The sequence below is a fragment of the Streptococcus oralis genome (assembly GCF_026782375.1).
Classification (GTDB): domain Bacteria; phylum Bacillota; class Bacilli; order Lactobacillales; family Streptococcaceae; genus Streptococcus; species Streptococcus oralis_CL.
Window position 1 is genome coordinate 941,964 of the sequence record NZ_JAKUWJ010000001.1, and the last position, 25,273, is coordinate 967,236.

General features: G+C 41.9%; 25 protein-coding genes and 1 pseudogene. 5 read left to right on the plus strand and 21 right to left on the minus strand.

The features are described 5' to 3' along the window. Positions 1–4 precede the first annotated feature (4 nt). From metA to MK409_RS04735, 8 genes are all read right to left on the minus strand, one after another. Entirely contained in the window at positions 5–949 is a 945-nt protein-coding gene (gene metA, locus MK409_RS04700) for a homoserine O-acetyltransferase MetA (protein WP_268705492.1), read from the minus strand. Between the two features lie 181 nt (positions 950–1,130). Beyond that, on the minus strand, positions 1,131–1,643 hold the full coding sequence (locus MK409_RS04705; protein WP_001049316.1) for an adenine phosphoribosyltransferase: 513 nt from the start codon (positions 1,641–1,643) through the stop codon (positions 1,131–1,133). 86 nt (positions 1,644–1,729) lie between these two features. Next, positions 1,730–2,488 (minus strand): class I SAM-dependent methyltransferase, encoded by a 759-nt coding sequence (locus tag MK409_RS04710; RefSeq protein WP_268705493.1) that lies wholly within the window; start codon positions 2,486–2,488, stop codon positions 1,730–1,732. 485 nt (positions 2,489–2,973) lie between these two features. Beyond that, on the minus strand, positions 2,974–3,663 hold the full coding sequence (rplA, locus tag MK409_RS04715) for a 50S ribosomal protein L1 (RefSeq protein ID WP_001085672.1): 690 nt from the start codon (positions 3,661–3,663) through the stop codon (positions 2,974–2,976). A gap of 96 nt (positions 3,664–3,759) precedes the next feature. Beyond that, positions 3,760–4,185 (minus strand): 50S ribosomal protein L11, encoded by a 426-nt coding sequence (gene rplK / locus MK409_RS04720; protein WP_001085804.1) that lies wholly within the window; start codon positions 4,183–4,185, stop codon positions 3,760–3,762. A gap of 122 nt (positions 4,186–4,307) precedes the next feature. Beyond that, the gene (gene ldcB, locus MK409_RS04725; protein WP_268705494.1) at positions 4,308–5,024 is read right to left on the minus strand and encodes an LD-carboxypeptidase LdcB/DacB; all 717 of its coding nucleotides are present in this window, start codon (positions 5,022–5,024) and stop codon (positions 4,308–4,310) included. A gap of 17 nt (positions 5,025–5,041) precedes the next feature. Next, entirely contained in the window at positions 5,042–5,503 is a 462-nt protein-coding gene (locus tag MK409_RS04730; RefSeq protein ID WP_081544102.1) for an HIT family protein, read from the minus strand. 1 nt (position 5,504) lies between these two features. Beyond that, positions 5,505–6,542 (minus strand): M42 family metallopeptidase, encoded by a 1,038-nt coding sequence (locus MK409_RS04735; protein ID WP_268705495.1) that lies wholly within the window; start codon positions 6,540–6,542, stop codon positions 5,505–5,507. A 136-nt stretch (positions 6,543–6,678) separates the two neighbouring features. Between MK409_RS04735 and MK409_RS04740 the strand changes: the two genes are divergently transcribed. Together MK409_RS04740 and MK409_RS04745 are read left to right on the plus strand one after the other, a co-directional pair. After that, entirely contained in the window at positions 6,679–7,230 is a 552-nt protein-coding gene (locus MK409_RS04740) for a DUF1307 domain-containing protein (RefSeq protein ID WP_268705496.1), read from the plus strand. Between the two features lie 284 nt (positions 7,231–7,514). After that, positions 7,515–8,065: pseudogene (locus tag MK409_RS04745) on the plus strand (DUF1307 domain-containing protein). A 36-nt stretch (positions 8,066–8,101) separates the two neighbouring features. Here MK409_RS04745 and brnQ read toward each other — a convergent pair. The 13 genes from brnQ to recJ form a co-directional block, all read right to left on the minus strand. Continuing rightward, on the minus strand, positions 8,102–9,427 hold the full coding sequence (gene brnQ / locus MK409_RS04750) for a branched-chain amino acid transport system II carrier protein (protein ID WP_268705497.1): 1,326 nt from the start codon (positions 9,425–9,427) through the stop codon (positions 8,102–8,104). 184 nt (positions 9,428–9,611) lie between these two features. Next, positions 9,612–9,830: a rhodanese-like domain-containing protein gene (locus tag MK409_RS04755; protein WP_268705498.1), complete on the minus strand. Its 219-nt coding sequence runs from the start codon at positions 9,828–9,830 to the stop codon at positions 9,612–9,614. 21 nt (positions 9,831–9,851) lie between these two features. After that, a complete protein-coding gene (locus tag MK409_RS04760) occupies positions 9,852–10,343 on the minus strand; it encodes a prolyl-tRNA synthetase associated domain-containing protein (RefSeq protein WP_268705499.1) in 492 nt (163 codons plus the stop codon). A 12-nt stretch (positions 10,344–10,355) separates the two neighbouring features. Next, positions 10,356–10,940, minus strand: a complete 585-nt coding sequence (locus MK409_RS04765) for a uracil-DNA glycosylase family protein (RefSeq protein WP_268705500.1) — start codon at positions 10,938–10,940, stop codon at positions 10,356–10,358. A 53-nt stretch (positions 10,941–10,993) separates the two neighbouring features. Then, the gene (pepV, locus tag MK409_RS04770) at positions 10,994–12,394 is read right to left on the minus strand and encodes a dipeptidase PepV (RefSeq protein WP_268705501.1); all 1,401 of its coding nucleotides are present in this window, start codon (positions 12,392–12,394) and stop codon (positions 10,994–10,996) included. A gap of 12 nt (positions 12,395–12,406) precedes the next feature. Then, positions 12,407–13,012: a nitroreductase family protein gene (locus tag MK409_RS04775; protein ID WP_268705502.1), complete on the minus strand. Its 606-nt coding sequence runs from the start codon at positions 13,010–13,012 to the stop codon at positions 12,407–12,409. 174 nt (positions 13,013–13,186) lie between these two features. Continuing rightward, the gene (locus MK409_RS04780) at positions 13,187–14,041 is read right to left on the minus strand and encodes a metallophosphoesterase family protein (protein WP_268705503.1); all 855 of its coding nucleotides are present in this window, start codon (positions 14,039–14,041) and stop codon (positions 13,187–13,189) included. Continuing rightward, positions 14,031–15,878, minus strand: coding sequence for an excinuclease ABC subunit UvrC (gene uvrC / locus MK409_RS04785; RefSeq protein WP_268705504.1), 1,848 nt, complete (start codon positions 15,876–15,878; stop codon positions 14,031–14,033). Before uvrC ends, MK409_RS04780 begins: the two co-directional genes overlap by 11 nt. A 101-nt stretch (positions 15,879–15,979) precedes the next feature. After that, positions 15,980–16,681 (minus strand): M57 family metalloprotease, encoded by a 702-nt coding sequence (locus MK409_RS04790; protein ID WP_268705505.1) that lies wholly within the window; start codon positions 16,679–16,681, stop codon positions 15,980–15,982. A 106-nt stretch (positions 16,682–16,787) separates the two neighbouring features. Further along, positions 16,788–17,567 carry an alpha/beta hydrolase gene (locus tag MK409_RS04795; protein WP_268705506.1) on the minus strand — a complete coding sequence of 260 codons (780 nt, stop codon included), beginning with the start codon at positions 17,565–17,567 and terminating at the stop codon, positions 16,788–16,790. A gap of 68 nt (positions 17,568–17,635) precedes the next feature. Then, positions 17,636–19,297, minus strand: coding sequence for a ribonuclease J (locus MK409_RS04800; RefSeq protein WP_268705507.1), 1,662 nt, complete (start codon positions 19,295–19,297; stop codon positions 17,636–17,638). A 507-nt stretch (positions 19,298–19,804) separates the two neighbouring features. After that, the gene (locus MK409_RS04805; protein WP_268705508.1) at positions 19,805–20,452 is read right to left on the minus strand and encodes a COG3942 and LysM peptidoglycan-binding domain-containing protein; all 648 of its coding nucleotides are present in this window, start codon (positions 20,450–20,452) and stop codon (positions 19,805–19,807) included. A 152-nt stretch (positions 20,453–20,604) separates the two neighbouring features. Then, on the minus strand, positions 20,605–22,839 hold the full coding sequence (gene recJ, locus MK409_RS04810; RefSeq protein ID WP_268705509.1) for a single-stranded-DNA-specific exonuclease RecJ: 2,235 nt from the start codon (positions 22,837–22,839) through the stop codon (positions 20,605–20,607). 177 nt (positions 22,840–23,016) lie between these two features. On the opposite strand from recJ, the gene MK409_RS04815 reads away from it, so the two are divergent. From MK409_RS04815 to MK409_RS04825, 3 genes are read left to right on the plus strand one after another with little or no spacing between them, the layout of a single operon-like run. Further along, positions 23,017–23,775: an amino acid ABC transporter ATP-binding protein gene (locus MK409_RS04815; RefSeq protein WP_268705510.1), complete on the plus strand. Its 759-nt coding sequence runs from the start codon at positions 23,017–23,019 to the stop codon at positions 23,773–23,775. A 10-nt stretch (positions 23,776–23,785) separates the two neighbouring features. Continuing rightward, positions 23,786–24,580, plus strand: coding sequence for a transporter substrate-binding domain-containing protein (locus MK409_RS04820; RefSeq protein WP_268705511.1), 795 nt, complete (start codon positions 23,786–23,788; stop codon positions 24,578–24,580). Between the two features lie 12 nt (positions 24,581–24,592). Then, positions 24,593–25,270, plus strand: a complete 678-nt coding sequence (locus MK409_RS04825; RefSeq protein WP_000131152.1) for an amino acid ABC transporter permease — start codon at positions 24,593–24,595, stop codon at positions 25,268–25,270. Positions 25,271–25,273 lie beyond the last annotated feature (3 nt).

Here is a 25,273-nt window from a genome sequence, read left to right on the forward strand (position 1 = left end):
CCTCTTATAGATATCCAAATGCAGCTGCATCGTCCTCTACCTTTTTCCAGTCAAAAGGAGTTTCCTGATAAACAGCATAGTTAACCCAGTTACTGAAAAAGAGGGCAGCTGATGAAGACCAACAGAGACACGGTGTCTCATTCACATCATCATTTTTGAAGTAATTTTCCGGAATGTTAGGATTAAGTCCTGCCTCACAATCACGAAAATACTCTTTTGCTAGAGTATCACGGTCATATTCTAAATGACCAAAACTATAAATCTCACGAAGATCCCGACTGGCTAAAATAGAAACGCCGACTTGTTCTCCCTCAGAGAGGATTTCCAGATTGGTTTTTCCTAATATCTCTTCCTTATAGATTTCTGTATAACGAGAATGGGGAGCTACATAGCTATCATCAAAACCACGAAAGAGAAGATGGCCCTCTTTCAAGGTATCCTGCGGGTAAATGCCTGACAATTTCTGCTCCATCTGGTGTTTATCAACTCCATAGCGAGCATAAAGACCTGCTTGGGCACCCCAGCAGATATGAAGGGTCGAATAGACATGGGTCTTGGACCACTCAAGCACCTGACTGAATTCCTCCCAATAGTCCACTTCCTCAAATGGTAAATGCTCAATCGGAGCCCCTGTGATAATCATCCCATCAAAATACTCGTCCTTGACTTCAGGAAAAGTTTTATAAAAAGTCTCCATATGCTCTGCACGAGTCGTCTTGGAACGGTGGCTCTCCATATAGAGAAAGTCTATGTCCAATTGCAAAGGAGTATTTGCTAAATGCCGTAACAACTGGGTCTCTGTGACCACTTTTTTGGGCATTAGGTTTAAAATCAAAATTTTCAAGGGACGGATATCTTGGTGGGCCGCACGTTGATCATCCATGACAAAGATATTCTCTGTCCGTAAAATCTCAACAGCTGGCAATTTTTTATCAATTCTAATCGGCATAACCTTCTCCTAACTGTACTCTTTTAGAAATAATTGAATGTGTTTGAAGTCAAATCTCAAACACTTAGTCCTTTTATTATACTGCAAGAAGATATAGTTTTCAATTATAGTTTTTCTCTAACTAGCTATAGTTTGTTTATATAGCAGATGAAGAGAAAACAGCCCCAAGGACTGTTTTTCATTAATAATGCATAAGTACCTTGTAATCGTAATCTCCGATTTTTTCACGGCCTTTAAGCTCATCAAGTTCAATCAAGAACGCACAACCGGCTACAACTCCGCCAAGTCTTTCAATCATTTCAATGGTTGCCTTGACAGTACCACCTGTCGCCAAGAGGTCATCTACGATGAGAACGCGTTGACCTGGTTTGATGGCATCCGCGTGCATGGTCAAGGTATCAATACCGTACTCTTTTTCATAGTCAGCTGAAATGACTTCACGTGGCAATTTTCCTGGTTTACGTACAGGAGCAAATCCAATCCCCAACTCAAAGGCAACGGGACAGCCAACGATAAAACCACGGGCTTCTGGTCCCACGATCATGTCGATTTTCTTGTCAGTTGCATACTGAACGATTTCACGAACAGCATAGCTATAGGCATTGCCATCTGCCATCAATGGGCTGATATCACGGAAGGTGATGCCTTCCTTGGGATAATTTTCAATCGTTGCGATATAATCTTTTAAATTCATCTTTTTCTTTCTTTCAAAGTTTTTTACTCTCTATTATAGCATATTTTTTAAGAAAGAAACAAGGAAAAGTTAACTCCAATAATTATCTAACGATTTGACGATTTATAACTAGCCATAGCAATAAAGCCCAATTTCTGTTTATTCTTAGCAAACATTTTATACATAGTTAAAAACTGCTTTCTATTCTCCTTTTTACAAGCATTTACGCAAATTTTCAAAGTTCCTAGCCAACCTTCGTCATAAATCATACCTGATAATTTCATTAATGTCATTTCACCAGTCAATATTTTCACATCACGATAACCTGATTCTATCATCACCTGTTCCCAACCATCTTGAGTTAAAGGACCTACATTTACATGAATTGCTTGTGACAGTTCCTGTCTGACAGACTCTTCAGCTTCCTTAAGAAGCACATCATGTGTCAAAAGAAGACCTTCAGGTTTTAAAACCCTTAGATACTCCATTACACATTTTTTCTTAGCTTGATCGGCTTGCATAGTCAGCATAGCTTCATTTATAACAATATCAAAACTAGCATCTTCATAAGGAAGTTTCATTGCATTTGCTCTTTCAAATCTAATCAAATGACCAACACCTGCCATTTCAGCAGATTTTTTAGCCACTTCTAAGGCTTGTCCATCCATATCAACAGCAGTTATCTTACAACCAAAACGCTGTGCCAACTCAATTGCTGTAGTTCCCCTATTGCACGCAACTTCTAGTATTCTCTTTTCTTTTGAAAATCCTCCTTCCGCAATTAACCAATCTGTAGCACGTTTTCCACCTGGACGTAAGCGTTTTTTCCCCAGTTTTGCTAAAAACTTATGACCTGCTTCTGACATTTGAACACCTCTATTTTTTCTTCATTATAACATAAAATTATATTATCTGACAATTCTAATCTATTATTTGATAAACTAGAATCAAAAGCATACAAACTGCCATGACTATAGCATAAATCTATTAATCACCTCTCTAGTTCGAATTCAATTGCTCACGTAGTTTACTCATATAGGTTACGACTACATATTTGTACTTTAGAGTTGCTGGCCTCCTTATCCGCTATATACGCTTTACTATCACGTGCCTATTCGTATAGCCAAGATTTCTCTATCTCTTTCTCTGCCGATTCTTATTTCCAACGTCAGACTTAAACAGTCTATCCTAATGCCGTTCGATCAGCTACTCACAATAGTCAGGCTTGGGAATCACTTTTGGGTTTACTAGTATATGGTAGCCACAGAGGACTTACACCTCAGATGAACGGAATGCCCGTCGTACCTAAAAAAACGAGCACTTTCGCACTCGTTTTTTATATATTTATTGATTAAAGTGAGTTCACGTCAACCTTGATACCAACACCTTGAGTAGTTGTGATAGTCAAGCTTGTTACGTAAGTTCCTTTAGCAGTAGCTGGTTTCGCTTTTTGGATTGTTTCGTTGAATGCTTTGAAGTTTTCAACCAACTTGTCAGCTTCAAATGAAACTTTACCGATGATAGCTTGTACGATACCTGCACGGTCTGCACGGTAAGTGATTTTACCACCTTTAGACTCTTCAACTGCTTTAGCAACATCCATTGTTACAGTACCAGTTTTAGGGTTTGGCATCAAGTTACGTGGTCCAAGGACACGTCCAAGACGTCCAACAAGAGCCATCATATCAGGTGTTGCGATAACTACGTCGAAGTCCAACCAACCGTCGTTGATTTTAGCAACTAGGTCGTCTTCACCAACGAAGTCTGCACCAGCAGCTTTTGCTTCTTCAGCTTTTGCACCACGTGCAAATACAAGAACGCGAGCTGTTTTACCAGTACCGTTTGGCAATACCATTGCTCCACGGATTTGTTGGTCAGCTTTTTTAACGTCAATGTTCAAGTTGTAAGCAACTTCTACAGTTGCATCAAATTTTGCAAAGTTAGTTTCTTTTGCAAGAGCTACAGCTTCTTCTACGCTGTACGCTTTTGTGCTGTCGATTTTCTCAAGAGCAGCACGAAGTTGTTTGCTTTTTTTAGCCATTTTCTATTCTCCTTGTAAGTGGTTCAATCGATTTTCATCTCCCACGTCACTTCTCGAAATGATGAAGTCTTGCGGGTTATATTGGGATGTTATTGATTAGTCAACAACGTTGAATCCCATAGAACGAGCAGTACCTTCGATCATACGCATTGCAGACTCAAGGTTTGCAGCGTTCAAATCTGGCATCTTAGTTTCTGCAATTTCTTGTACTTGCGCACGAGTAACTGAAGCAACCTTAGTTTTGTTAGGTGTACCTGATCCTTTTTCAACACCTGCAGCTTTTTTCAAAAGAACAGCAGCTGGTGGTGTCTTAGTGATGAAAGTAAATGATTTATCTTCGTATACTGAGATAACAACTGGAATAATCATTCCAGCTTGATCAGCTGTACGAGCGTTGAACTCTTTTGTGAATCCCATGATGTTGATACCAGCTTGACCAAGAGCAGGTCCAACCGGTGGAGCTGGTGTAGCTTTACCAGCAGGGATTTGCAATTTTACAAGTTTTTCGACTTTTTTAGCCATTTTTAAATCCTCCTTTGTGGTTTTGGCGGTAATGTAAGATTTTTACCTCCCACAAGTATGCTTTACACATACCTTTCCATTATACACTATTTATCTAAAAATGCAAGAGAAAACTTTCATTTTTAATCGACGTAATCGCCGCCTTCAAAGCCATAGTACTCTTCCAAACTGAGACCACTTGCAGCAATTTCTTTGGCTTCTTTTCCAACGTAGCGGAGATGCCATTCTTCGGCCATGTAGCCGGTCTCCTTTTCCTTGCCTTTGAGATAGCGAACAACAAAGCCATAGTCAGCCGCATGATCCAAGAGCCACTGGGCTGCCTTTTCTTCAGTAACTAAATCACCATCTGTCCCAATAAGGTCAAAAGCAAGACCCGTCTGGTGTTCACTGTAACCTGGGCGTGCTGAGTAGCGATCTGCTGCTTCCTTCCCGTCTTGATTGACATAGTCTTGGTAGAGCTTAGCCTGAGTTTCATAACTTCTAAAACCACTGTAGTGGTCACTGATTGGGTAGCCAGCTGCTTGCATTGCCGCGATTAGTTTGAGCAACTCTGCCTTGGCTGTTGGATTTTCTCCTGGATTGTAGTCTTTTGACAAAGGATAACGTTTATTAGCTAGGATAATCTCATCGTATTTTCCTTGGATACTATAATAGTTTCCTTTATTGCTAACTTCTGCCTTTTTCTGACTAGAAGCTTGAGATTTGCTGCCTACAGTTCCTTCAGGTTGACTAGTTTGTTCTGTTTTTTGAGTATTTTCTTCAACTTTCGTTCTTTCTTGCGAACAAGCTGCAAGAGTCAATGCTAGTAAACCAGATAAAATGACATATCTTTTTTTCATTTCTTTCTTCCTCTCTCTTAGGCCAAATGCTTCTCCAATTCATGAGATAAGATTTTAATCATCTCTTCCCGCTCTGGCGATTGTACTTGGCAATCTTCTGCTGCCATTTCTTCCCAGGGTACCCACCAGACTGGGCCACGGCCATTAAGTCCGTGTCCCTTCATATCACCTGCTCTTCGCGGAAAAAGATGCCAATGAGCGTGGGCATCGCCATTTCCTAGGAGTTCAATATTCATCTTTTCAGCCTCAAATGCTTTGGCGACTGCTTCTTGGACCAAACTCATTTCCTTTAAAAAGCGAAGTTTTACAGAAGTTTCCATATGATGGAGTTCTGTGACATGTTCTTTTGCTAAAAATAAGGTATAGCCCTTAAAGTATTGGTGGTCTCCAATAACAACATAGCCTGTTTCTAGTTCTTTGACAAAGTAGGGATTTTCTCCAGCTTTGATGAGTTCGATTCTCTGACAGATTAAGCACATTCTATGATACCGCCTCGCTCTTGAGATAGGCATCTACCATACGCTCAGTCGCTACTACTGAATCGATGTGGGTACGCTCATAAGAGTGACTGGACTCGATTCCCGCACCAAGGAGGGCATGCTTGACCTCTGCTCCTGCAGACATAGCTGCTGAAGCGTCCGATCCATAAAATGGATAGATATCCAGCTTAAATGGAATATCTTGCTCTTTCGCCAAAGCTACTAAGTGTTGACGGAAGTCATAGTGATAAGGACCGGAAGCATCCTTGACACAGATAGATACTGTGTACTCATCCGTCTGCTGGTCATCGCCCATAGCTCCCATATCCACAGCCAGATATTCTACTACCTGATTAGGAATATTTGAGTTGGCACCATGACCCACTTCTTCAAAGACTGAAAAAGCAAAGTGTGTCGTCATCGGCAAGTCAATTCCTTCTTCTTTATAAACTCGAAGAAGATTGAGCAAAATTGCTGCGCTGACCTTGTCATCCAAGTGGCGAGACTTGATAAAACCAGTTTCCGTCACAACTGTTCGCGGATCAAAACTAATAAAGTCACCAACCTCAATACCCAAGGCACGTGTTTCTTTTTCATTGGTCACTTTTGCATCCAAACGAACTTCCATATTGTCCTGAGTGCGTTCAGCAGTTCCTGCATCTTTGTAGACATGGCAAGATGTCTGGTGGATGAGGATCGTTCCAGATACCGTTTTACCTGTACTAGCCACATGAACAGTACAGTTTTCTCCCTCAATCATGTTCCAAGGAAAACCACCGATCCGGTCCAATTTGAGACGACCATCTGGCTTGACTGCACGCACAATGGCTCCAAGTGTGTCCACATGGGCAGTTACATAGCGGTGTTCTTCGTCGTTTTGACCTTTGATTGTTACATTGACACCACCCTTAGCTGTTCGAACCGGCTGGTAACCAAGCTCTTCTAAAGTATGGACTAGGTAGTCTGAAATCTCACGAGTAAAGCCTGTTGGAGATGCAATAGCGGTTAATTCTTTGATATAGTTTACAGTTTGATTCATTTCTTCACCTCTTCCTACCATTATATCACTTTTCTAGCTGAATCCCTTTGGAAAAGGGTCTTATCCTTCTAGTTGATTTCACTATGGATCCATGTTATAATACAAATACTTTGATTATGAAAGGAAAGTAAAGGATATGAAATCTTACTTTAAAACCTCACTTGCCCTTGCGGCTTCACTTGTCCTCCTGCTCGGATGTTCCAAACAAGCATCAACACCTACCAACAGCAGTAGCAAAGAAGACAAAACAACTCAGTCAAGTGAGAGCAAACAAAGCACTGAACAATCATCTGAAAAGAAAGAAACAACTAAAACACATACCTTTGTAAACAAAAGCAATTCTGGAATCACTTCTACCTTGGTTTATACTGTAGACGGCGACAATGTTATCAAGCAATCAGCTCATAACATTGCTGATCCTGAAATCCTTGGTGCAACTCCAGAAGATGTCAAGAGTTTTATCGAAGAAAAGTACAAAGGTTATAATGGACTCAAAGGTGTTAAACAAACGATTGAAATCAAAGATGGAAAAGTTGTTCAAGATCTCGAAGTAGACTTCTCAGTTGCAAGCATTAGCGAACTTAGAAAAGCACTTCCTGAAGAATATTCTGGTATCGGCAATCGTGTCAGCTTCTCAAACTCTAAAAAAGCACTAGAAGGAATGGGATTCACTGAAGAAAGCAACTAATCTTTCATCCTTAAAAACAGACAAAAACTGACCTTATAATGGACACCCCATACGATAGTCACCAAGCTATCTTTGGGGTGTTTTTTATATCACGAGGGAATCAATCAAAATGAAATCCTTGTTCAAATGAAATGGAGATTAAGAGCTAGAAGCTAGCCAAGAAGGCAAATCCAAGCATATCTTTTTACTGTCAGTGGGATTGTTTACTGGGTTCTTCTGATTGCTTGCATCCTCCATTCGTGTTATAATACAAATACTTTGATTATGAAAGGAAAGCAATGGATATGAAATCTTACTTTAAAACATCTCTTGTCCTTGCGGCTGCTCTCGTCCTTCTAATGGGATGCTCTAAACAGGCATCAGCACCTACTAGTAACAGTGCCAAGGAAGACAAAACTGCTCAGTCAAGCGAAACCAAGCAGAGCACAGAACAATCATCTGAAAAGAAAGAGGAAACGAAAACTCACACCTTTGTTCACAACAGCAAGCCTGGTATTGAGTCTACCTTAGCTTATACCGTAAAAGGAGACGACATTCTAAAACAAACAGTTTATAATGTTTTTGATCCTACTAAACTTGATAATACAGCAGAAGGCATTAAAGAAATTGTTGAGGATACTTATAAAGGTTATGAGGGTGTCAAAGGGGTAACACAAAAAATTGAAATCAAAGACGAAAAAGTTATTCTAAGCATGGAAGTTGACATGACTGTTGCAACTCTTGCTGACCTAAAAAAGCAATGCCGAACGAATTTTCTGGCTTTGGAAACCGTATAAGTTATGCAGCTTCGAAGAAAATGCTAGAAGAATCTGGTTACACTGAAAAAACCAACTAAGATTAATAGAAAAAACTTGGCCAAGGCCAAGTTTTTTTATTCCATTTCAAAAACATCGCTTTCTTGCTTGTTCGGAAGGACCAAGGAAAGCAAGATCCCGATGATAGCTGGCACCAACCATGGGAGAGATGCCTTAGCAAAAGGCAAAGCATTCACAAGATTTGCTAGAAACTCAATCTTAAAGGAGCTTCCAAGAACACTTGCAACAGCGATTGCTGTGACAACTCCTATTGTTAACTGCATACCCGGTTTTGATAGAGGTACAAACTTATTAACAATCACAATCATCACAATGGCAATAGTGATTGGATACAAGATTACCAATACTGGAATTGAGTACTTGATGATCGCATCCAGACCGAGGTTTGCAATGGCAAATCCAATCAAGGTAAAGGCAGTTGCATAGACCTTGTAGCTGATTTGTGGGAAACGTCCGTTAAAGAACTCTGCTGTCGAGACGATCAAGCCAACTGTCGTTGTGAAGCAGGTTACAGTTACCATAACAGCAAGGAAGAGTTGAGCTGTTGAACCAAAGATTTCCTGAGTTGCTTGCGACAAGATATAAACTCCTGGTGTTCCACCCTTCATGACTTCTGCCGGAACTGGGAAGTGATTTCCAAGGAATCCTAAACCGATGTAGAGAGCACTGAAGGCAAGAGCTACAACAATACCAACAACCCAAATAGTTGAGATGTATTCTTTCTTACTGGAGAATCCAAGTTGTTTCAAGGTTTGAACAGCGATGACACTGAAGGCAACTGAGGCAAGGGCATCCAAGGTGTTATACCCCTCTAAGAATCCTGTTCCGAAAGCAGATGCTTGATAGGCTTCTGAAGCTACTTGAGGACTTGTTCCGCCATATTTAAAGGCACCTAGTACAACTAAGATAACGATTAGCAAAGCAAAGACTGGCGTCAAGATTCGTCCGATACGATCCAAAATCTTTGATGGATTGAGTGAAATCAGATAGGCTGCGGCAAAGTAAAGCACGGTAAAGATAATCAATCCTAGGCCTTTATTTGCTTCAGACAAGAGAGGGCTGATACCGACCTCATAAGCTGTTGTTGCTGTACGTGGAATGGCAAAGAATGGACCAATCGATAGATAGAGGACTGCAAGATAAAGAGTCGCAAACCAAGGTGAGATTTTCTTAGAAATCTCATAAATGTATCCTTTGGGATTGAGCGTACCGATGATAAGCGTTAGGACAGCAATCCCAACACCCGAAAATACAAAACCTGCAATGGCAGGAAGAAACTGTTCTCCAGATAGGGCACCTAGAGAAGGCGGAAAAATCAAGTTCCCCGCACCAAAAAATATTCCAAACAGGAGCAAACCTGTTAGGGCACCTTTTTTAGCCATAAAAATCTCCTTCATATTTCTAAAATACTGACCTAGTATACCATGATTAAAACTTTGAAAAAAGTATCTAAAATTAATCATTGAATGTTTTCAATATTTTAAAAAATAAGAATAGTCTAAAAATAAAATCCCTCACTCGGTTAAAACCAAGCAAGGGAAGATTAGGATTTATCGCCATATTGGTTTAAAGATTTTCAAAGGACGTCATTCCACCTTGGACATTGATAACGTCATAACCCTGTTCAGCTAGAAATTGACAAGCACGAGCTGATCTCATCCCTGATTTACAAATGACATAATGCAACTGCTCATTGTTCAACTCTTCTACTCCTCTCACATCTAATACAGAAAGGGATTCTTTCTGGTAAAGTTGGTAGAATTTGTCAAAAACAATTTCTTTCATCATTTCTTCTTTTTGATGCCATTAAGGCAAGATTAAAACCCCATAGGTAAATCCAATCGACTCTAAAAATCGGAACAAGTCTTGGGTTTTAATAAAGATGGTCTTTTCATTAGTATTGGGATGAAAAGTCATGATATCCTCCGATACAATGTCCTTATCAAAATAAACTAGAATGTCTTTTTCATCATTATTTAACAAACCAAAAGGTGATACCGTTCCTGCTAGCAGGTTCATTTTCTCAGCCAAGGAGTCCAATGAGGCCATTCGAATCCGATCGGCTCCCACTTGAACTTTAAAGTCATCCATATCCAATCGTTTCTTGTCATCCATGATGAGCAGATAGTACTGGGTTTTCTTTCTATTGGTCAAAAACATGGACTTAGTCCGGACTCCTTCCATTCCTTCAATATAGCTATCTGCCTGCTCTGTCGTAAATACAGGTGGGTGCTCCACCACATCAAAGATAATTCCCAACTCTTGCAACTTATTAGCTACTTGTTGATAAGCATCCATAGTTTTTCTCCTTTATTGATGAATAATCTTTTGTACCAATGCTTTCAAATCTGGCACCACTTCTGACTCAAACCAAGGATTTTTGGCCATCCAGATTTGGTTACGAGGAGAAGGGTGAACTAGAGGAAAATATTCTGGCAAATAGTCTTTGTAGTGTTTTACCCGCTCTGTTACTTTGCCACTAATTTTCTCATGTAAATAGTAGACTTGGGCATACTGGCCGATTAAAAGAGTTAATTGGATATCGGGTAATTCTTGCAAGAGTTGGGGATGCCATTTTTCGGCAAAGCCTTTACGAGGTGGAAGGTCGCCTGATTTTCCATGTCCTGGAAAGTAGAAATCCATGGGCAGAACTGCAAAATAACCTGAATTGTAAAAGGTATCTTCATCTACACCTAACCACTCACGCAGACGATTACCACTCTTATCCTTCCAGTAAAGACCTGCCTCCTGAGTTTTGAGACCAGGCGCTTGACCGATGATATTGATACGAGCAGTTGTTGGCGCTGCAAAGAGAGGTTCGATTCCGCGTTCTGTATAGCTGGTATTCTGTGGATCCGCCATAATGGCTTGCTTGATTCTTTCGATTTGAGACATCTGTTTTCCCTCCAAAAAGAAGTCTAAGCATAAAATCTCAGACTTCTATCGTTTTATTTGATTAATTCATAGATAGCTTCTGCATAAATTGCTGCTGCTCGGAAGAGATCGTCTAAGGCGATAAATTCATTAGCTTGGTGCATGGTATCGATAGAGTCTGGGAACATTGCACCGTAGGCAACACCACGTTCTAGCAAACGACCAAAGGTTCCACCACCGATGACTTGCTCATGACCTTGAAGTCCAGTTTGTTTTTCATAGACATTCAACAAGGTTTGCACAAGTGGATCTTCCATTGGCACATAGTGAGGGGTGTGACCGTGTTCTGACAAGCTAACAGAAGCAACTGGCAAGTTTTCAAGGATTGACTGGATATGCTCAGGACTGGTTCCTTTTGGATAGCGAATATTGAGAGCAATCGTATTGTCAGCACTTGTTTCATCAAAGCGGAAGACACCTGCATTCATAGAAAGGGCACCCATCTTTTCATCCACATGAGCTACTTTCAAGTTTTTACCTTCGTGGTCATTCAAAAGAATCTTACCAGCAATGTCAAGGTAGTCTTTTGCAGGTCCTTCAAAAGCAAATTGGCTAAGGAAGAGGGCAAGATAAGTTGCACCGTTGACACCTGATGCAGGCATAGCACCGTGAGCTGATTTACCGATAATAGTAACCTTGTACTTACCGTTTTCTTCTTGGATTTCTCCTCTGAGTTTGTGTTCTGCAACAAAGGCATCTAGTTTAGCTTGCAAGTCAGCCAAGTCACCTGAAACGACTGCTGTTGCTGATTCAGGTACCATGTTTTCACGCAAACCACCTGCGAAGCTGTGAAGACGGGCTGCACCTGTATTTTCACCTGCAAAGTGGAGGTATTCCGTGATGTTTCCTTTTTCACCATTGATGATTGGGAATTCAGCATCTGGTGAGAATCCAAAGTCTGGTTTCGCAAGTCCTACATGTTCAAAGTAGTAGTCCATGTCTGCCCAACCTGATTCTTCATCTGTTCCGACGATGAAACGAACTTTTTTAGAAGTTGGAAGACCTAATTCTTTGATGATTTTCAAACCATAGTAACAAGCTGTTGTTGGACCCTTGTCGTCTGAAGCTCCACGCGCATAAAGGCGACCATCTTTGATAGTTGGTGTGTAAGGGTCCGTGTCCCAACCGCTACCAGCTGGCACCACGTCCATGTGAGCAAAGATTCCGAGAACTTCTTCTCCTTCACCAAACTCAAAATGTCCTGCGTAGTTATCAACATTTTTAGTTGGATAGCCATCACGGTCTGCGATTTCAAGGAATTTTTCCAATGCTTTTACTGGGCCAGGTCCAAATGGATGTTGCGCATCTACCTTGCTGTCGTCACGTTCTGAGTTGATTTCCAAAAGGCTAAACAAGTCAGCCAAGAGGTCTTCTTTGCGTTTTTCTACTTCTGCTGTAAAATCAATTGCTGTCATTTTTTCTTCCTTCTATCTTTTCTCGATGATTTCATCTACTGGCAAGCGGTAGCTTGGTTCTAATTTCTCGTCTGTGTAACCTACAGTAATCAAAAGCTCAGGACGGAAGCGTTCTTCAATTTCCAAGACTTCGTTGGCTTTTGATTTGTCAAAACCAAGAATAATATTAGAACCGATTCCCTGGTCTGTCAAAGCCAGAACCAAGTTCATGGCAACCAAACCTGCATTGAGTGCTAGGTAGTCGCTGACCTGTTGCTCACTGTAACGTGCAAATTCAGCAGGCAGATTCTTCATAAAATATTGAAGTTGCTCTTCTGAGAAATTCTTTGCACCACCAACTCGGGCAATCTTGCGGGCACGTTTGGCAAGATCTGTATCTGTAAACAAGGCAATGGTTACAGGTGCTGATGATACCTGTTCAAAGTTCAAACCATAAGCCAATTTTGCCAATTCAGCATTTTTCTGACGAACCACCACAAACTTCCATGGCTGGCTGTTATGGGCACTTGGGGCCAAGGTTGCGATTTCGATAGCCGTACGCACATCTTTGGGATCTACCGGCTTATCAGTAAAATGCTTAGTCGCATGACGTTTTTTATTTAATTCAAGAAATTTCATAATCGATTTCCTTTTCTAATTCTACTGCATCCATTCTACCATATTTTGAAAGAGCTTGCAGAGATTTTTCATAGAAAGAAATTGGAACACGGATGAAATCCTGGATTTAAACTTATCATTAAAATCAGATTTTTCCTCATCCAGTTCCAACTAATTTTCAGGGGTTTTAAGAAACTAGTCTACCTTATATTCTGACTTTATAGCCACCAAAAATTTCTTCACATCCTCTACATACCCATGCTTTTCAATTAAACTAGCTAAGAGTTCCAGATTGTGCCCCCGATAGTTGTCATCTCGGCGTAGTTCTTCATACATTTCGATAAAGGGAAGGTCCTTAGACTTGGCCAATTCTAACTCTGCTTCATAGTCATAAGTAACTTTTCGGAATAGAATGTTTACCAATTCTCCATCTTCCACTTCTATCACAGCATACTGGGCACGGTGATTTTTTAACGCCTCCCAATTAAAATAGGGCATGCCAATCGACCCTGGATTGATGATTTGTTGCCCTTGACTGCCATAACGAAGCAACTGCTTGTGAACATGACCATAGACTGCCACATCAACTTCATCATCTAGGAGTTGGTCAAATTTCTCTGTATCATTCTCAACTAGCAAGTCACCACCATAGTTCTTATTTGGCAAATTATGAGAAAGAGAAAAACGCAGACCGTCAACTTCTCTCTTTTCTAGCATAGGTAAGCTTCGTAGCCAGTCAATCGTTGCAGGATCCATTCGCTCCATCAAATACTGCGTCATACGCAAGAGCTGGACTTCCTGTGGGTCTTCTAAGCTATATTGCCCATCTAAAGCCTCTAAGACACAATCATCCCAATTTCCTCGAACACTTGCTGTAATAGGAAGGTCCTTTAGCAGGGCAACCAGATCATTTGCACCTGGTCCAGGAAGAAAAATGTCTCCCATGAGCCAGTATTCACTGACTCCTTGTGCTTTAGCATCTGCAATCACTGCTTCTAAGGCAGTCACATTTCCATGAATATCTGATAAAATTGCGATTTTATGGTTCATGATAATTTCCTTCCGTTTGGTAATCTACTCTCTCTTCCGCTACTTGAGCCAATTCTACTTCTTCCTGCGGATTCAACTTTCTTTTCACATCTTCTGCGACTGCTCTTGGCACACCAACTTCGACAATTTCATCCACACTAGCTTCCTTGATTTTGATTAGAGACTTGAAATGCTTCATGAGATTTTGCTTGCGTTTAGGCCCCAATCCTTCAATCCCATCCAGTTGTGAAGAAAAAGAATTTTTTGAGCGCAGTTGGCGGTGGAAGGTGATAGCAAAGCGGTGGACCTCATCTTGGATGCGTTGAAGCACGAAAAATTCCTGAGAATTGCGAGACAACTCCACCACTTCCAGTGGATCTCCGAAGAGCAATTCATGGGTTTGGTGCTTATCATTTTTTTGAAGCCCAGCAATGGGAATGTCCAAACCTAGCTCTTCTTGAATAACCTGCTTAGCAATATTGACCTGACCTTGCCCCCCATCAATGACAATCAAATCTGGCGGAGTCAATCCGTCACGCTGCACTCGACCATAGCGTCTGCGAATAACCTCTCGCATACTGGCGTAGTCATCTGGACCGACAACCGTTTTTATCTTGTACTTACGGTAATCCTTCTTACTTGGTTTGCCATTGACAAAGACCACCATAGCAGACACCGGACTGGTCCCCATGATGTTGGAGTTGTCAAAAGACTCAATGCGAACCGGAGTTGGTATTTGAAGCAAGCGTCCTAGATTTTCAATAGCTCCTTGTGTCTTTTCGACAGATTTTTCTAGCAGATTGAACTTCTGCTCCAGACTGACACGGGCATTTTTGATGGCTAGATTGACCAGTTGCTTTTTCTCTCCACGTTGGGGTTTGACAATCTTGGTATCCACCAAGGCCTTGACGGCTTCTTGGTCAATATCCTGCGGAATCAATACTTCATTGGGAACCAGGTGAGATTTTTCTTGATAGAATTGTCCCACATAGGTCAAGAAGTCCTCGTCCGGATCATTGTAGTAGGGGAAGAGATTGACATCCCTCTCAATGAGCTTGCCTTGACGGACAAAGAAAACCTGAACACACATCCAGCCCTTATCCACATAGTAGCCAAAGACATCGCGATTTTGGAGATCCTTAGCCATAACCCTTTGCTTGGTCCGAAGCGTTCCAATGGCCTGAATCAGGTCACGATATTCCGCTGCACGTTCAAACTCCATACTTTGTGCTGCGGATGCCATCTTTCCCTTGAGGTCATCGATGATTTTGTCATCCTGTCCTTTTAAGAAGTCAGAAACCTCCTGAGCCATGGACTGGAAATAGGCCTCATCTTTTTTACAGATGGTATGGGCCACACACTGGCCGATATGGTAATAAAAACAAACCTTAGACGGCGGATTGGTGCATTTCCGAAAAGGAAAAATCCGATCCAGTAGTCGCTTGATTTCATTTGCTGCCCCTACATCTGGATAAGGGCCAAAATAAAGACCTCCGTCCTTTTTGACCTGACGGGTGATAATCAAGCGAGGATAACGTTCATTGGTGATTTTGATGAAGGGATAGGACTTATCATCCTTGAGCATGATATTGTACTTGGGCTTATTTTCCTTGATAAGATTGATTTCTAGGAGAAGTGCCTCAATATTGGACTCAGTGACGATAAATTCAAAATCCACAATTTCAGATACCAGAGCTTCCGTCTTGGTATCATGACTTCCACGAAAATAGGACCGCACGCGATTGCGAAGATTTTTAGCCTTTCCTACATAGATAATAGTGCCATTTTTATCCTTGTGAATGTAGCATCCAGGACTAGTCGGCAAGAGCTCCAGTTTTGATTTGATCAAGTTATTCATAGTTCCATTATAGCAAAAAGGCCGTGACAGGACGAACAAAAAGCCCCACCGATTACTTGATGGAGGAGCTTGGATTTCATTTTAGATTACACCGACTTCAGCTAGTCGCTACTGGTATAAAGTTCTTGAACAGCTGTCACATCCTGGGGCTGAATCCCATAGTAGGAACCTGCTGGTTGCATTACAGAAGTTTCGTTGGTATGGTCCAATCCGATGGCATGCCCCAGCTCGTGCTCCGCCGTGTGCACGATCCGTTCATAAGAATAACCATAGTTTGGATTGGATAGATAATGATGATTTAGGCGAACTGTTACAGATATAAATTGATTGGTCAAGAGATTGGTTTGACTCTCGGCTTGGCCAGCTACAGCTGTCGATCCATCATTCATTTCACTTGCCACAATATCTGCTTGGCTAGAATCCGCTACCACCTCAAAGGTAAAGGCTCCCGTTTGATTCCAGTTCTTTATAGCTTCTGCATAGGCACCTTGGAAGGTCTCATCCATCTGAGGGTCAATATAGATACGGGCTGAAGCCTGAGCCCACTTGCCTTCTGCATGTTGGTGACTGTCTGTCTGAGACAAGACTTCCAGCGTTCCCGTTTCCTTCCATTGATTCCAGCCACCTTGACCAATCTGGCTCATTTTTTCAACCTGATTGACTGCAGAATGAAAATCACCTGTCAGATACCATAGCACTCCAAAAGCAAGGAGAACAATGATAACCAAGGTCCAGACCAGACGCCAAAAGAAACGCCAAATTCCCAAAAGAAATCGGAAAAATAATCGAATAATCCAGAACATGACGCTCCACCTTTCATAAAAATAAGAATCCATCTTTAAATCGATGGTCTCCCATAATCAAGATAGATTCTCTATTTTACTCAATAAAACTGAAAGAAAACTAAAACTAAGATAAGCGCTCTTCCAAAACAAAGTTAATTGGTAGAGTAGCTAAAAAACGTTCCAATTGTTTTTCCCAGTAGTACCACTCGTGAGTGCCAGGGCTATGACTATAGGTCACTTTAAAACCAAGCTTTTTGAGGTTTTTCACTGCGAGATTATTGGCAGAGTAGAGATAGTCTTGCTCACCACACCAAGCCCAAAGTTTGGTTTTTTTATCCGATTTCGCAGCGATACTTTCAAGCGAATGAGGGCTAGCTGTCCAATCTTTAATCTCTCCAAAAACCCCTCTCCAGTAGGCAAGAGAGCCCAAATCCTGACTTTCAGGAGAAAATTCCTGAAAACTGAGTGCACCAGAAAAACTAGCCGCATGAGAAAAACGATTGGTTGCGAGAGCCAGCTTGAAGGAACCATAGCCTCCCATGGAGAGACCCGCAATGAAGGTCTTTTCTCGCTTGCTAGTCATATTGGGAAAGAAACGTTTCATAACCTGAGGTAACTCTTCTGCTAGAGCTGTAAAGTAGTCAAAACCATACTGGGTATCGGTGTACCAGCCATTGCTAGTATTGGGCATGATAACAATGAGATTGGTTCCCCGCAACAAGCGTTCGACATTGGTACGTTTGAGCCAGCTATTCTGATTTCCGGACATTCCGTGCAAAAGATAAAGGGCAGGAATATCTGTGCAATCTGGTTCAGTTACTCGACTGGCATCTGGATAAAGTACAGTAACTCCCCACTCCATTTCCAAAACTTCAGAGTAATACTCGATATTCATAACTGCCATGGTTGTCTCCTTTTACTATTCTATAAGAAAAAGCCGAAACTCGACTTTTTCTGTAGGTATGCTGCTTATTATTTGGCTTCCATCACGACTGGCAAGATTGCTGGACGACGTTTGGTTTGGTCAAAGAGGTACTTGGCCAAGCCATCACGAACCTTCCCTTTGAGATCAGCCCAGTCGAAATCTTCACCTTGGAGATAGTCTTCCACGATTTGGTTGATCAGTTCTGAACTTTCACGGAGAATGTCACGACTCTTCTTGAGATAGACAAATCCACGCGTGTGAACTCGTGCCTTGGCGATGATTTTTTTCTCACGTCTATTTACGGTAATGGCAACGATGAAAATCCCGTCCTCTGACAAAACTTTACGGTCACGAAGGACAACATTTCCAACATCTCCGATGGCATTTCCATCAATCAAGACATCACCTGCAGAAACTCCACCAGCAGGAACAAAATCCCCGTGTTCGTAGGACATGGTTGTTCCCTTTTTAGGGATAAAAATACGCTCTGGCAACATTCCAACAGCCATGGCAGCCTTGGCATGCGCATCCAACTCACGGTATTCCCCTTGGATAGGGAAAAGATACTTGGGTTGCAAGAGATTGATCATCAACTGCAGATCACGCGCATTCCCATGTCCAGATACTCGCAAGCTTTGGGTGATGAGTTTCACTACACCACCAGCTTGGTAGATCATATTTTCCACACGCGCCATGACAGCTTCTTTTGCAATAGATGGAGTCGTTACGATATAGACCAAATCCCCATCTTTGATTTCCACATAACGGTGGCGACCAATAGACATCTTACGAAGTCCATTAATAGGCTCACCCATTCGACCAGTCTCAAGGATAATCAACTCATGGTCTTCAAAACGAGACATTTCTTTGGGTTTGATCAAGAGACTTTCATTGGCTAGAGACAATTTTTTGAGACGAATCGCTGTGCGGACGATATTTTCAACATCAAATCCAGTCAAAACAACTCGACGACCGGTGTCCGCCGCAGCATCAAAGACCTGCTGGATACGAGAGAGGTTGCTGGCAACAGCCGCAACGATGATGCGTCCCTCCCAGTCTGCAATGGTATGGGTAATCTCCTCTCCAACTTCACTCTCGCTCGCCACTTGGATATTGCTGTCCGCATTAGCAGAGTCACTGAGAAGAGCCAAGACACCGTCACGACCAATCTCGGCCAAGCGACCAAAATCAGTCGCATAGGATTCACTAGCAGTCTGGTCAAACTTGAAGTCCCCCGTGTAAACAATGCTACCTTTTGGAGTTTTCAAGACGACTCCCAAACTTTCTGGGATGGAGTGAGTTGTACGGAAGAAGGAAACCTCAGTTCCTCCAAAGTCAATCTCCGTATCCTCATCAATCACATGAAAGTCATTGAATTTCTTAACAGCATCATTTCCTTTGACAAAGAGTTTCGCCAACTCGATGGTCAACTCAGAGCCAAACACAGGCACCTTAGCCTCTGCCAAAAGGTAAGGCAGAGCTCCAATGGCATCCGCATGTCCGTGGGTCAAGAAGACCCCAGCGATACGATCACTATTTTCAAAAAGGTATTCCATATTTGGAATGACGACGTCGACCCCAAGCTGTTCATTTTCAGGGTATTTAAGCCCCGCATCCAAAACAAAAATTGAATTGCCAATCTCAGCAATGTACATATTTTTCCCGTTTTCACGCACACCACCTAGTGTTGTTAAACTGATATTACTCATTTTTCCTCCGAAACCTTAGTTTATCTTGATTATAGGGTAGGTTCACCCTCTTATTCTAAAAGTTCTCAAACTCTCAGCCGAATCTTTTCCTACCATTATACCATTTTTTTGATTATTTTCAAAATGAAGATCGGATTTTGACCTGAGATCATTCACTACTAAAAATCAACCCCTTTTACCCTGTTCTCTCTTTTCAAGACTGACTATAGAAAATTAAACGATTGAACTCTCAGACATCCCAAATTCCAAAATAACTTGATTTCAGACAGATTTCTCGCATTCTAAAATTTTTATTTTAGTTCATAACAAGAGGAATCCTTACCTTTTACTTCTCTTTTCTAAAATTTTTATACTAATTCATCACTTTTCTACATCCAAAAGTACGGAATTCCAGTCCGCCATAAAGCCTAGAAACTATTCAGCAAATAACCACTAGACCCGAGCTCACCAAAAGAAAGTTTCACAGAAAGAAAAAAGACTTAGAAATTCTAAATCTTTTTATCATCTTTAGTTTGGATAGATATAAGTAACGTTACCTAAAAATTCATGAGGATTAAAGAAGCCACGGTAATTCGCAATCTGCTTTTGACGTCTGTAGTTTGCTTCCAAGACCTGGATAGAGTTTTCACTTTGAACATCTGTTACATAAGCAACGTGCCCATATTCACCACCGTCCCAAACGGCGATCGCTCCTACTACTGGAACACTTCCTGTCTTATAGCCTTGAGCACTCGCGTAGATTGCCCACGTGTTGGCATTTCCCCACCAGTTACTAGCCCAAGGCGCTAATTCTTTCACACCCCATGTACATTGACCAACAGGATATGAGTTCCCATAGTTTGTTGGAGTATTTTCGACAACATCTTCAGTGTCTGACACTTCATTAGCAGTTGCGGCTGGAGCGCTGTAGGTAGAGCTAGTCTGAACTGAACCACTCACTTGGAGAACATCTCCTGGGTGGATGGTATCAAAGATGGTTTTCCCATTCAAAGCCGCCAAGTCATAAGGATCCATACCATTGACAGTAGCAATGGCATAAAATGAATCACCATCTTGGACAATGTAAGAGTTGGCATGAACCGTTTGAGCACCAACTGTCGCTAAAACAGCAGTAGAAGTTAAACCAAGAGTCAGTTTCGTAACTGTTTTTTTCATAACTATGTTCTCCCTATTTTTTGTTGATAAGGAAATCATACCTGATTTACATGTCAGTTCGTTTAGAGTTATATTTTAGTCATATTACAAATAGTTATACTTTTGCTACATGAGTTCAATATCAGACAAAGAAAAAGCCGAGATAGGTCATCTCAGTCCCTTTCCACCCATAACTCCATTAAAAAGTCATACATTTCCTGCACGGTACCCAGCGCCATCATTTCTTGGTCTTTAACGATCTGTTTGAGATTTTGGTAAATCTGACTTTCACCAATTTCCCTTTTCGGCGCTTCTTTATTGACTGTCATGACACCATCTTTGATCGTCACAAATCCCAGCTCTTCAAATACTTGGATCATCTTGACCAGCAAGATTTGTTGGATATTGAGATAAGCCGCCAATTCTTTGAGCTTGTAGCGAATATCAAACTCTGGGAACTGGTAAATGGTCTTGTACAATTTTGCAAACTGTTCTCTAGTCCCGTAACCTGTCAGATAGTAGGCCTTGTCAATGTCATTTTTGAAATAGACAGCAGAGAAGTGCTGTTCCTGAAAAATGGCCTTCAGCAAGGTAATATCTTCAGGAATGGTTTTCACAACCACAGCATCACTAGTCGCTAAATCTGGCACCTCTCCAGAGAAATCCAAGACTGGAACCCCTTCTGGCAGGGCTACGTTCTTCCCACGAATGTTAAAGAGTTGAACACCTTCCACACGCGCATCCACCATCATCAACTGGAGGGCAGTTTGGCCATTCCATTGATTGACAGACAGGGTGACTGCTAATTCTAGGTTTTTTGTTTGGGCAAACTCTGTTACCCATCTACCTTGTCCAAAGGCCACCACTTCAAAACTCGCCTCACCCTTGGAAATTTTTAGTTTTAGGTGGGCATTGCCTGCCCCCATAGTACGGGCACTTTCGACATAAAAATCCTTGATATAAAAGACAGGTTTCTGATTGTCCATTCCAAAAGGTGCCAAGCGTTCAAAACTTTTGACCGTTTCCAAGCTAAGCGTCTCCAAGTCTAGCTCTTCATCTAGATTTAACTTGTTCTTACCACTAGCATCTGCTCCTTTTTCACGGATATAATCTTCCAAAACCTGAGATAAATCTGTGAGTTTCTCAACTTCCAGCGTCATTCCTGCTGCACTAGCATGGCCACCGAATGCGATGAAGAGATCTCGATGGGGATCCAGAGCTTCAAAAATATCGACTGCTTCCACACTACGAGCACTACCCTTGGCACGACCATCTTCTATATTAAGAACGATAACTGTCTGTCCTAGCTCTTCCAACAAACGACCAGCAACGATACCCAGAACGCCAGGATTCCAGCCTTCCTTGGCCAAAACCTGGACCATCTTCGCAGGATCCACCATGGTCTTAGCTTCTTCATAAATAGACTGGACGATTTCCTTGCGCTCTTCGTTTTTCTGATGAATCATGAGGGCAATCTCATGAGCTTCCTCGTCGTCAAATCCAGTCAACAAATCAATAGCGGGATTAGGATCATCCAAACGCCCCAAGGCATTCAAACGAGGGGCAAGCTGGAATCCAACCGTTTCTTCTGTTACTTCGTTAGCAGCAATCCCAGCCATGTCCAGCATTTCTTGCAGACCGATGCGCTGAGTATGCCCCAACATTTCTAGACCATATTGAACCAAGATACGGTTTTCATCCGTCAAACTCACCATATCGGCAATTGTACCGATAGCGACCAAATCAAGCAACTCCACTTGTACTTCTTCTAAGAGGGCACAAGCTAACTTGAAAGCCACTCCGCAACCAGCCAGATATTTGAATGGATAGTCAGCATCCGGATGTTCAGGGTGGACAATGGCATAAGCATCTGGCAAGGTTTCAGGCATGGAATGGTGGTCGGTCACAATGACATCCACTCCCACAGACTGAGCTAGTTCAATAGCCTCGTGACCTGCAACCCCATTGTCCACTGTCACAATCAAGGAAATCCCCTCTTGCTCGATAAAGTATTTATAGACACTGGCATTGGGACCATAGCCATCTGTAAAGCGATTGGGCAGGTAAACACGACACTCTGCGCCCAGCTGTTCCAAACTTTCCTTAACAATAGAGGCCGAAGTCATACCATCCGCATCATAGTCACCGTAAACGAGGATATTCTCCCCTTCTTCAATGGCCTGACGAATCCGCTCCACTGCCTTATCCATATCATGGAGCAGATAGGGATCATGTAAGTCTTCTAAAGAAGGTTCTAAGAACTTCTTTAGACTTTTCTCATCCTGAATCCCTCTTTCAAATAATAACCGAGCCACCTCAGGACCCAGTCCAGCCTTCTTGGCTATCTTTGTAAAATTCGCATCTTCAACCTGCGGGGCAAACTGCCATTCATAAGTAGGAGTTATCAAAAAAACATCCACTCTTTCTAAGAATTCTATCGTTTCATTATAACATGATTTAGGCTTTTTCTCTATCCTGATTGCTTTTTTATAACATTTTAGTGAATTTTTTTCAGATATGATTTGACAAGAACATTCTTTTGTTGTAGAATCGTGTTATAAAATCTAACACAAAGGAGATCTCTCATGGCTTTAGTAGAATTTAAAAACGTCGAAAAATATTACGGAGACTACCACGCACTCCGCGACATCAATCTCCGTTTTGAAAAAGGACAAGTCGTTGTCCTCCTTGGACCTTCCGGATCTGGGAAGTCCACTCTTATCCGTACGATCAATGGTTTAGAGGCTGTTGACAAAGGAAGTCTCCTGGTCAATGAACACCAAGTAGCAGGTGCCAGTCAGAAAGATTTAGTTCCTCTTCGTAAGGAAGTCGGCATGGTTTTTCAACATTTTAATCTTTATCCACACAAAACGGTGTTAGAAAACGTGACACTTGCGCCCATTAAAGTTCTAGGAATTGATAAAAAAGAAGCTGAAAAAACAGCCCAAAAATATCTGGAATTTGTAAATATGTGGGACAAGAAAGATTCCTATCCGGCCATGCTATCTGGTGGACAAAAACAGCGGATCGCCATTGCTCGTGGTCTTGCCATGCATCCGGAGCTCCTCCTCTTTGATGAGCCAACATCTGCTCTTGACCCTGAAACCATCGGTGATGTTCTAGCAGTTATGCAAAAACTGGCGCATGATGGGATGAACATGATCATCGTTACCCACGAAATGGGCTTTGCCCGTGAAGTTGCTGACCGTATCATCTTTATGGCCGACGGAGAAGTTTTGGTGGATACGACAGATGTCGATGACTTTTTCGACAATCCAAGCGAACCTCGTGCCCAGCAATTCCTCAGCAAAATTATCAACCACGAAAGTGATAAAGTCAAATAAGGAGGCGCCTATGAAAAAGAAATTCTTTTTATCCGCATTGTTAATTAGCCTTTTCAGCCTTGTTGCTGCCAAACCAGTTCAGGCTGATACTAGTGTCGCAGACATTCAAAAAAGAGGCGAACTGGTTGTCGGTGTCAAACAAGACGTTCCCAATTTCGGCTACAAGGATCCCAAGACCGGGACTTATTCTGGTATCGAAACTGACTTAGCCAAGATGGTCGCTGATGAGCTCAAGGTCAAGGTTCGCTATGTGCCTGTTACTGCACAAACTCGTGGACCACTTCTAGACAATGAACAGGTCGATATGGACATTGCAACCTTCACCATCACAGACGAACGCAAAAAACTCTACAACTTTACCAGTCCCTACTACACGGACGCATCTGGCTTTTTGGTCAATAAGTCTGCCAAAATCAAAAGTATTGAGGACCTAAACGGCAAAACTATTGGAGTTGCCCAAGGTTCCATCACCCAACGCCTGATTACTGAATTGGGTAAAAAGAAAGGTCTAACCTTTAAATTCGTCGAACTTGGTTCCTACCCAGAATTGATTACTTCCCTTCATGCTCATCGAATTGATGCCTTTTCCGTTGACCGTTCTATCCTATCTGGCTACATCAGTAAGCGGACAGAACTACTAGATGATAGTTTCAAGCCATCTGACTACGGTATCGTTACCAAGAAATCAAATACCGAGCTCAACGACTATCTCGATAACTTGGTTACTAAATGGAGCAAGGATGGCAGTTTGCAAAAACTCTATGACCGTTATAAACTCAAACCATCTAGCCATACTGCAGATTAAGGAGGACACCCCATGACAGATTTATCATCTTGGACAGCCTATTTTCAGGATTTTGGACAATTTTTCAATGGTTTCCTCTTCACTCTTGCCCTAGCGATTGGATCCTTTATCCTAGCTATGGTCTTAGGAATCATCTTTGGAGTCCTATCAACTAGCAAACATCAAATTTTAAGAATTTTGGCTCGTATCTTTGTCGAATTTTACCAAAATACTCCCCTCTTAGTGCAGTTTGTTATCGTCTTTTATGGTCTACCTCTTATCAGTGAACACACCATCATGATTCCGATTTATTGGACAGCTGTTCTCTGCGTGGGACTCTATCACGGTGCCTATATTGCTGAGGTTATTCGTTCAGGGATTCAGTCTATTCCTAGTGGTCAGATGGAGGCCGCCTTGTCGCAAGGTTTCACCTATATCAGTGCCATGCGCTTGATTATCTTGCCTCAGGCCTTCCGTATCATTCTCCCTCCTTTGACCAACCAAATCGTTAACCTCATCAAGAACACCTCTACAGTTGCCATCATCTCTGGTGTGGACTTGATGTTTGTGACCAAGTCTTGGTCAGCTCTCAACGGAAACTACATCCCTGCCTTTCTAGGTGCTGCCCTACTCTACTTTGCCCTTTGCTTCCCTGTTGCCCAATTTGGTCGCAAGATGGAGCAAGCCAACAAAAAAGCCTATTCACTTTAGGAG

What these genes read in the sequence shown, in the direction of transcription:
- metA (WP_268705492.1), bottom strand. Translation starts at nt 949, where the DNA reads ATGCCGATTAGAATTGATAAAAAATTGCCAGCTGTTGAGATTTTACGG.
- MK409_RS04705 (WP_001049316.1), bottom strand. Translation starts at nt 1,643, where the DNA reads ATGAATTTAAAAGATTATATCGCAACGATTGAAAATTATCCCAAGGAA.
- MK409_RS04710 (WP_268705493.1), bottom strand. Translation starts at nt 2,488, where the DNA reads ATGTCAGAAGCAGGTCATAAGTTTTTAGCAAAACTGGGGAAAAAACGC.
- rplA (WP_001085672.1), bottom strand. Translation starts at nt 3,663, where the DNA reads ATGGCTAAAAAAAGCAAACAACTTCGTGCTGCTCTTGAGAAAATCGAC.
- rplK (WP_001085804.1), bottom strand. Translation starts at nt 4,185, where the DNA reads ATGGCTAAAAAAGTCGAAAAACTTGTAAAATTGCAAATCCCTGCTGGT.
- ldcB (WP_268705494.1), bottom strand. Translation starts at nt 5,024, where the DNA reads ATGAAAAAAAGATATGTCATTTTATCTGGTTTACTAGCATTGACTCTT.
- MK409_RS04730 (WP_081544102.1), bottom strand. Translation starts at nt 5,503, where the DNA reads ATGTGCTTAATCTGTCAGAGAATCGAACTCATCAAAGCTGGAGAAAAT.
- MK409_RS04735 (WP_268705495.1), bottom strand. Translation starts at nt 6,542, where the DNA reads ATGAATCAAACTGTAAACTATATCAAAGAATTAACCGCTATTGCATCT.
- MK409_RS04740 (WP_268705496.1), top strand. Translation starts at nt 6,679, where the DNA reads ATGAAATCTTACTTTAAAACCTCACTTGCCCTTGCGGCTTCACTTGTC.
- brnQ (WP_268705497.1), bottom strand. Translation starts at nt 9,427, where the DNA reads ATGGCTAAAAAAGGTGCCCTAACAGGTTTGCTCCTGTTTGGAATATTT.
- MK409_RS04755 (WP_268705498.1), bottom strand. Translation starts at nt 9,830, where the DNA reads ATGAAAGAAATTGTTTTTGACAAATTCTACCAACTTTACCAGAAAGAA.
- MK409_RS04760 (WP_268705499.1), bottom strand. Translation starts at nt 10,343, where the DNA reads ATGGATGCTTATCAACAAGTAGCTAATAAGTTGCAAGAGTTGGGAATT.
- MK409_RS04765 (WP_268705500.1), bottom strand. Translation starts at nt 10,940, where the DNA reads ATGTCTCAAATCGAAAGAATCAAGCAAGCCATTATGGCGGATCCACAG.
- pepV (WP_268705501.1), bottom strand. Translation starts at nt 12,394, where the DNA reads ATGACAGCAATTGATTTTACAGCAGAAGTAGAAAAACGCAAAGAAGAC.
- MK409_RS04775 (WP_268705502.1), bottom strand. Translation starts at nt 13,012, where the DNA reads ATGAAATTTCTTGAATTAAATAAAAAACGTCATGCGACTAAGCATTTT.
- MK409_RS04780 (WP_268705503.1), bottom strand. Translation starts at nt 14,041, where the DNA reads ATGAACCATAAAATCGCAATTTTATCAGATATTCATGGAAATGTGACT.
- uvrC (WP_268705504.1), bottom strand. Translation starts at nt 15,878, where the DNA reads ATGAATAACTTGATCAAATCAAAACTGGAGCTCTTGCCGACTAGTCCT.
- MK409_RS04790 (WP_268705505.1), bottom strand. Translation starts at nt 16,681, where the DNA reads ATGTTCTGGATTATTCGATTATTTTTCCGATTTCTTTTGGGAATTTGG.
- MK409_RS04795 (WP_268705506.1), bottom strand. Translation starts at nt 17,567, where the DNA reads ATGGCAGTTATGAATATCGAGTATTACTCTGAAGTTTTGGAAATGGAG.
- MK409_RS04800 (WP_268705507.1), bottom strand. Translation starts at nt 19,297, where the DNA reads ATGAGTAATATCAGTTTAACAACACTAGGTGGTGTGCGTGAAAACGGG.
- MK409_RS04805 (WP_268705508.1), bottom strand. Translation starts at nt 20,452, where the DNA reads ATGAAAAAAACAGTTACGAAACTGACTCTTGGTTTAACTTCTACTGCT.
- MK409_RS04815 (WP_268705510.1), top strand. Translation starts at nt 23,017, where the DNA reads ATGGCTTTAGTAGAATTTAAAAACGTCGAAAAATATTACGGAGACTAC.
- MK409_RS04820 (WP_268705511.1), top strand. Translation starts at nt 23,786, where the DNA reads ATGAAAAAGAAATTCTTTTTATCCGCATTGTTAATTAGCCTTTTCAGC.
- MK409_RS04825 (WP_000131152.1), top strand. Translation starts at nt 24,593, where the DNA reads ATGACAGATTTATCATCTTGGACAGCCTATTTTCAGGATTTTGGACAA.